The organism is Idiomarina sp. UBA4206 (assembly GCF_002383015.1).
GTDB classification, from domain to species: Bacteria; Pseudomonadota; Gammaproteobacteria; order Enterobacterales; family Alteromonadaceae; genus Idiomarina; species Idiomarina abyssalis.
Genome location: NZ_DFTS01000010.1, coordinates 1 through 6037, shown reverse-complemented (window position 1 = coordinate 6037; position 6037 = coordinate 1). Strand labels below are relative to the sequence as shown.

8 protein-coding genes are annotated in these 6037 nt (G+C 47.5%); 2 read left to right on the top strand and 6 right to left on the bottom strand.

From position 1 onward, the window contains the following. On the top strand, positions 1–897 hold an 897-nt coding region (gene proS, locus B3180_RS01950; RefSeq protein WP_286842645.1), incomplete at its 5' end, for a proline--tRNA ligase. A 68-nt stretch (positions 898–965) separates the two neighbouring features. Here proS and gpt read toward each other — a convergent pair. Then, positions 966–1451 (bottom strand): xanthine phosphoribosyltransferase, encoded by a 486-nt coding sequence (gene gpt, locus B3180_RS01945; protein WP_286842643.1) that lies wholly within the window; start codon positions 1449–1451, stop codon positions 966–968. 7 nt (positions 1452–1458) lie between these two features. Next, a complete protein-coding gene (locus B3180_RS01940; RefSeq protein WP_199494212.1) occupies positions 1459–2751 on the bottom strand; it encodes an NCS2 family permease in 1293 nt (430 codons plus the stop codon). Positions 2752–2860: 109 nt separating this feature from the next. Between B3180_RS01940 and B3180_RS01935 the strand changes: the two genes are divergently transcribed. Further along, positions 2861–3181 (top strand): 2Fe-2S iron-sulfur cluster-binding protein, encoded by a 321-nt coding sequence (locus B3180_RS01935; protein ID WP_054488243.1) that lies wholly within the window; start codon positions 2861–2863, stop codon positions 3179–3181. Positions 3182–3195: 14 nt separating this feature from the next. Here the strand turns inward: B3180_RS01935 and B3180_RS01930 are convergent, their stop codons facing one another. The 4 genes from B3180_RS01930 to aroC all read right to left on the bottom strand — a co-directional run. Then, complete coding sequence (locus tag B3180_RS01930) at positions 3196–4338, bottom strand: ATP-NAD kinase family protein (protein WP_286842636.1); 1143 nt, start codon at positions 4336–4338, stop codon at positions 3196–3198. A 3-nt stretch (positions 4339–4341) separates the two neighbouring features. Further along, positions 4342–4470, bottom strand: coding sequence for an entericidin A/B family lipoprotein (locus B3180_RS01925; RefSeq protein ID WP_074930774.1), 129 nt, complete (start codon positions 4468–4470; stop codon positions 4342–4344). Between the two features lie 20 nt (positions 4471–4490). Beyond that, positions 4491–5036, bottom strand: a complete 546-nt coding sequence (locus tag B3180_RS01920; protein ID WP_199494214.1) for an elongation factor P hydroxylase — start codon at positions 5034–5036, stop codon at positions 4491–4493. 6 nt (positions 5037–5042) lie between these two features. Then, on the bottom strand, positions 5043–6037 hold a 995-nt coding region (gene aroC / locus B3180_RS01915), incomplete at its 5' end, for a chorismate synthase (RefSeq protein WP_414654009.1).

Below are 6037 nucleotides of genomic sequence, written 5' to 3'. Positions count from 1 at the left end.
TCTGTAGAAAGTCAGCAAGCTGTTAAGTCCGTTATTGTCAAAGCATCAGATGACATTGAAGCCGAGTACATTCAACTTGTATTACGCGCGGACCATGAACTGAATACAGTAAAAGCGGAAAAACTCGAACAAGTCGCAGCTCCGTTGGAAATACTGACTCAAACTGAAAAAGCAACGGGTATAGAAGCGCCTTACATTGGCGTAGTTAAGTCAAAGCTCCCATTGCTGGTTGATCGCAGTGCCGCTCACCTGGCCGATTTCGCCTGTGGCGCCAATGAAAATGGTCATTGGCTGACGGGCGTCAACTGGGAGCGCGACACTCCGGACTCTACCGTAGTGGATATTCGCAATGTTGTTGCCGGCGACCCAAGCCCTTGTGGTCAGGGTAAAGTGAAAATTGCCCGAGGCATTGAAGTCGGCCATATTTTCCAGCTCGGCACAAAGTACAGTGATGCCATGAAAGTTGGTGTACTGTCTGAAACCGGTAAACATGAAACTCTGACTATGGGTTGTTATGGTATTGGTGTATCGCGCATTGTTGCTGCAGCAATAGAACAGAATAACGACGAGCGTGGTATATGCTGGCCAGATGCCCTGGCGCCCTTCCAGGTCGTTATTGTGCCAATGAACATGCATAAGTCAGCACGTGTTCAGGCGGCCGCTGAGAAGCTTTACGAAGACTTGAAGGCTCAAGGTATTGATGTTCTGTTTGACGACCGTAAAGAGCGCCCTGGAGTCATGTTTACAGACATGGAGCTCATAGGTATTCCACATCAGGTTGTGGTTGGTGAACGTAACCTGGATGAAAACCAGGTTGAGTACCAGAGTCGTAAAGGCGGCGAGAAGCAAAAAGTCAGTTTAGACGACTGCGTTAACTTCATTAAACAGCAGTTCTGAACTCAATAAGCAAAGAAAAAGGCCTGATAGTTTTGCTATCAGGCCTTTTTACCTTAATAGGGAGAATTTTAAGATTCCTGCCCTGCCAACGGCTCAATGTAATGCAAGTGCATGTCCCAGGGGAAGTGGATCCAGGTGTCTTGTCCTAAATCAGCAACAAAATCATCAACCAATTCCATTCCTGCCGGTTTTGCATAAACCGTAACAAACTTTGCTTTTGGTAAGCGGTCACGTAAGAACTTCAGGGTATTACCCGTATCAACTAAATCGTCTACAACCAAAAAGCCTTCACCATCAGTCGTTGCGGTAACGTCTTTCATTACCTGTAAGTCGTCTCGTTGCTCGGTGTGATCATAGGAACTCACCGCCACACAGTCGACCACACGAATATTTAGCTCACGCGCCACAATAGCCGCTGGCACCAGGCCGCCACGACTTACCGCAATAATACCTTTATATTGCTCCGCCGGTAATTGACGGCGCGCCAGTTCACGCGTCGCACGGTGCAACTCTTCCCATGATACAAAAAACTCGCGGTTTGAATGCCATCCCATAATTTCGTTACCCTAACCAAATAAATTTAGCGACAAAAAGCGCGCCTAAGAAAATTACGCTCGGTGTTAAATCTTGATAGCGTCCGCCGAGTAATTTCACCACAACGTAACTGATAAAACCTAACGCAATACCATCTGCTATTGAAAATGTCAGTGGTGTCATCAATAAAACCACAGCAACAGGTGCGGCCTCCGTAATGTCATCCCACTTTACGTCTTTGAGTGTAAACAACATTAAAACAGCAACGTAAATTATTGCCCCGGCGGTTGCGTAAGCTGGGATCATACCAGCCAACGGCGCGAAAAACATTGCCAAAAGAAAGAGAATACCGACCACCACCGCAGCAAGCCCGGTTTTCCCACCTGAAGCAACTCCTGCTGCAGATTCTATGTAGCTGGTGGTGGTTGATGTACCCAGCATTGACCCCGCGACGGTGGCAGTACTGTCCGCCATTAGCGCTTTATTCAGCCGGGGCATTTCACCGTTGGCCTTTGCCAGACCCGCTTTTTGTGCAACGGCCAGCAAAGTGCCTGAGGTATCAAATAAGTCCACGAACAGAAATGCAAAAATAACGGACAACATACCAATATCGAAAGCTGCCGCTAAGTCCATTTGCATAAAGGTGGGAAGCAGACTTGGAGGGGCCGATACAATACCATTATATTCAACTAACCCCGTTGCCCAGGCAATAAGTGTGACCAGCAAAATACTGATTAACGCCGCTCCCTGTACTTGTCGCGCAACCAAACCAATAATTAGGAAGAAGCCCGCTGCTGCCAGCAATACAGACGGCTCAGATAAAGAGCCTAAGCTCACCATTGTTGCGTCGTTGGCGACAATTATGTTGGCATTCTGCAAGCCAATTAACGCCAAAAATGCACCAATACCGGCGGCTATAGCCAAACGTAAGGTGGTAGGAATGGATTTTATAATCCACTCGCGCACCCGAAAAGCAGAAAGTAAAAAGAACAAACAACCAGAGAAGAATACAGCCCCCAACGCCGTTTGCCAGGTATACCCCATGCTAAATACAACGGTGTAAGTGAAAAAGGCGTTTAACCCCATTCCCGGCGCCAGTGCTACTGGGTAGTTCGCCCACAACCCCATAATCAGACAACCAATAGCTGCCGCTAAACAAGTGGCGACAAATACAGCGCCGTAATCCATACCCGTTTCGCTCAAAATAGACGGGTTAACAAAGATAATGTAAGCCATGGTCAGGAAAGTTGTCAGTCCACCAATAATCTCGGACTTAACAGAACTACCACTTGCTTTAATTGAAAACAGCTTTTCCAGCATGAGAAACCTTGAAAGTTTGGCGTTGTGGTTAAAAGGCAGGTATTTTATCCTAATTGCCGCGTAATTTGTTGTTCACTTTTTATTTTTTAAACAGGATACAGAATTTATCATGCCAACCGTTTATTTCGTCGATGCCGATGGGAATCAGTTTGAAGCCACAGTCGACTCGGGAACCAACGTTATGGAAGCCGCAGTCGAGAACTTTATTGACGGCATTATTGGAGAGTGCGGCGGCGTTATGTCGTGTGCAACTTGCCATTGCTACATTCCGCCTGAGTGGCAGGATAAGCTCCCTGCTCCGTCAGAGCAGGAAGAAGATATGATCGATATGGTCATGGAGCCACAGGAAAACAGTCGGCTTAGCTGCCAAATAGAAATAACTGACGAGCTGGACGGCTTAGTGGTCCATATGCCTAAGTCTCAGTTCTAAATAGATTAGAGAGACTAATTGACGGCTGCCACCGGCATAAGAACTTCGTCGTGGTAGCCGGTAATTACCCGGATAGTTCCTGAACGCGAACTGTCTAATTCAGCATCGCCCGTATCGACCCGCAACGGCTTATTGTTCAGTGCCTGTAGCTTAGTCTTAGTTGCAACGACCCATATATTATCTTTACCAATATGGCGAATTACCCTGGGGCTCAACTGCTGATTTCCCCGACCAAATAAATGACCTTGCCCGCCTATTAGGGTAATAATCAATTTAATACTTCCCGTTTTATGCTGACTCACTTCGTCATACAAACGGCTTTCAGTAACATCGCTGGCTAATAAGTTGTCGTCTTGAACCAGGTCAACGCCAAGTAAAGTGTTCTCGTGCCCCATTGCCTGCATTACGGCTTCCACCGTAGAGCCCGATCCCATTACTAAAAGTTCATCATCAACCCGTTCAATAACCTCTGCAGCAATATCGTCCAGAACCAGTTCATCGCTTTCTTTGCCGCCCATTTTTACTGCCTGAACGTATTCCAGCTCCGCCGGTACAGACATTTCACCAAAACGTCTGGCTTTTACCGTACCTTTTCTAAAAGCCTCTTCGTCAATATCCATAACGTCGGCATTATGAATACTTGATAACTCTCCCTGAAGAATTTTCTCAATAACTCGCCCCGCGGCTGTAGGGCTAATAGCATACACTCCAGAATGGATTTTTACCCCGGCGGGTATCCCCAATACCAGTTGTTGTTCAGGCACCATTTCATAAATATCGCGTGCGGTACCGTCACCTCCGGCAAATAAAAGGATATCGACCTTGTGAGCAATAATTGCTGACACTGCTTTTTTAGTGTCTTCAGGCGAAGATGGTGATTCTGCAGCTGAATAAACCGACTCAAAAGAGAAGCCGAGGGTATTTAGACTGTCTGCCCCCATTTCATTCTCAGCGGTGACAAAATTCAACTGTTGCTTGTATGGTTGGAGTAATTGTAATGCGGTTTCTGCGCGTTTCGATGCCTTTTTTTCAGCGCCGGCAGATAATGCTTTTTCGCGAATATCGGCGCCATCGCTTCCTTTCAAAGCTAAGGCGCCGCCAATCCCCGCATAGGGGTTTATAATGAGACCAACGGTCAGCTTACTGCTCACTTCCATTATTTATTCGTCGTTAGCCTCATCTTGAATCGCTTCGCCTGCTTTTTCTAAGTCACGCCCCGCGCCTTCTATCGTTTCGCAGGCAGATAAGCCTAATACCGCTATAGCAACTAATAACGCTCTTAAGAACATAAGTAACTCCTTGTTATTAACTAATAATGAATACGAACTTTTTGGCGGTTAGGCCAGCTACAATTAAACTCCCGACACAACGCTTTTGCAAACGTTACCGCACGCTTTGGTAGCGCATCAGTTTCCAGCAATTGAGTGAGTTGCTCTGCCACCTTTTCGGTAAAAGCCTGCCTGTCTACTTCCACGCCATTGAGATTATCTACGCTGACTTGAAAAGGAAAGTCACAGCATAATGAAAATAACCATTCCAACGCTTGCGGTTTTCGTTCAACCTGCTCAAAAGACTTTTGCTGGGCTTCATTTCGTCCGTCGGGTTCATACCAATAGCCGTAATCAAACTGCTTGCGCCTAGCTTCACCGGCTATGCACCAATGAGCCGTTTCGTGCAGTGCTGAAGCAAAAAAACCATGCGCGAACACCACCTGGTTATACTCGCCTTCATGCCTTGCTGGTTGATAATAAGGCTCGTCCTCGCCTGCAACCAATAAGGTGTTGTAATCTTCTTTGAAACAGCGCTTAAACACCTGAATTAAGCGCTGGTAATGATGTTCTGACTTCTGACTCATATCCGCTTAACGACTAATATCCGGCGTTTCAGTTTGTGCTAACAAGTTGTGCGCGCGCTGACGTAACCAATGGTCCGCCAGGACTAGGCTGGTCATAGCTTCAACAATAGGAACCGCACGTATACCAACACAAGGATCATGACGGCCTTTGGTGACGATAGCCTGCTCTTTGCCCCAGCGGTCAATTGTCCGGCCACTAATGGCAATGCTGGATGTCGGCTTTAACGCAATATCGGCAAACACAGGTTGCCCACTACTAATACCACCTAAAACGCCGCCAGCATGGTTCGACAAAAATCCGTCCGGCGTCATTTCATCACGGTGTTCACTGCCCCGCTGACTGACCACGTCAAAACCGTCGCCAATACTGACCGCTTTCACCGCATTAATACTCATGAGAGCTTTGGCTAAATCAGCGTCTAACCGGTCAAAAACCGGCTCTCCCCAACCCGGCGGAACACCGGTGGCCCGAACGCGAATTTTTGCGCCAACCGAGTCGCCTTCTTTTTTCAGTTGACGAATAAGATCCTGCATAGGCTCCACCGCATTGGCATCGCCACAAAACAGTTCATTCTCACGTACCTGCTGCCAGTCAATGTTACTGGCCACAACATCACCCATTTGTGTCAACGCGGCCTGAACTTCAATGCCCTGCTGCTGCAACAGTTTGTACGCTATAGCACCCGCAGCTACCCGCATTGCGGTTTCACGGGCGGAAGAACGACCGCCACCCCGATAATCTCTTACACCGTATTTATGCTGGTAGGTGTAGTCGGCATGACCCGGGCGAAAAGTATCTTTTATATCAGAGTAATCCTGACTTCGTTGATCGGTATTTTCTATCAGCAGACCAATAGGCGTGCCGGTTGTGACACCTTCAAAAACACCGGAAAGAATCTTTACCTGGTCATGCTCCCGGCGAGCCGTGGTGTAACGGTTTTGACCCGGTTTACGGCGATCCAGTGCTTCTTGTAAATCAGTTTCCGAGATCGGAAGAGCAC

Bases quoted from the DNA above. Each gene is read 5' to 3' on its own strand.
- gpt (WP_286842643.1), bottom strand. From the start codon at position 1,451: ATGGGATGGCATTCAAACCGCGAGTTTTTTGTATCATGGGAAGAGTTG.
- B3180_RS01940 (WP_199494212.1), bottom strand. From the start codon at position 2,751: ATGCTGGAAAAGCTGTTTTCAATTAAAGCAAGTGGTAGTTCTGTTAAG.
- B3180_RS01935 (WP_054488243.1), top strand. From the start codon at position 2,861: ATGCCAACCGTTTATTTCGTCGATGCCGATGGGAATCAGTTTGAAGCC.
- B3180_RS01930 (WP_286842636.1), bottom strand. From the start codon at position 4,338: ATGGAAGTGAGCAGTAAGCTGACCGTTGGTCTCATTATAAACCCCTAT.
- B3180_RS01925 (WP_074930774.1), bottom strand. From the start codon at position 4,470: ATGTTCTTAAGAGCGTTATTAGTTGCTATAGCGGTATTAGGCTTATCT.
- B3180_RS01920 (WP_199494214.1), bottom strand. From the start codon at position 5,036: ATGAGTCAGAAGTCAGAACATCATTACCAGCGCTTAATTCAGGTGTTT.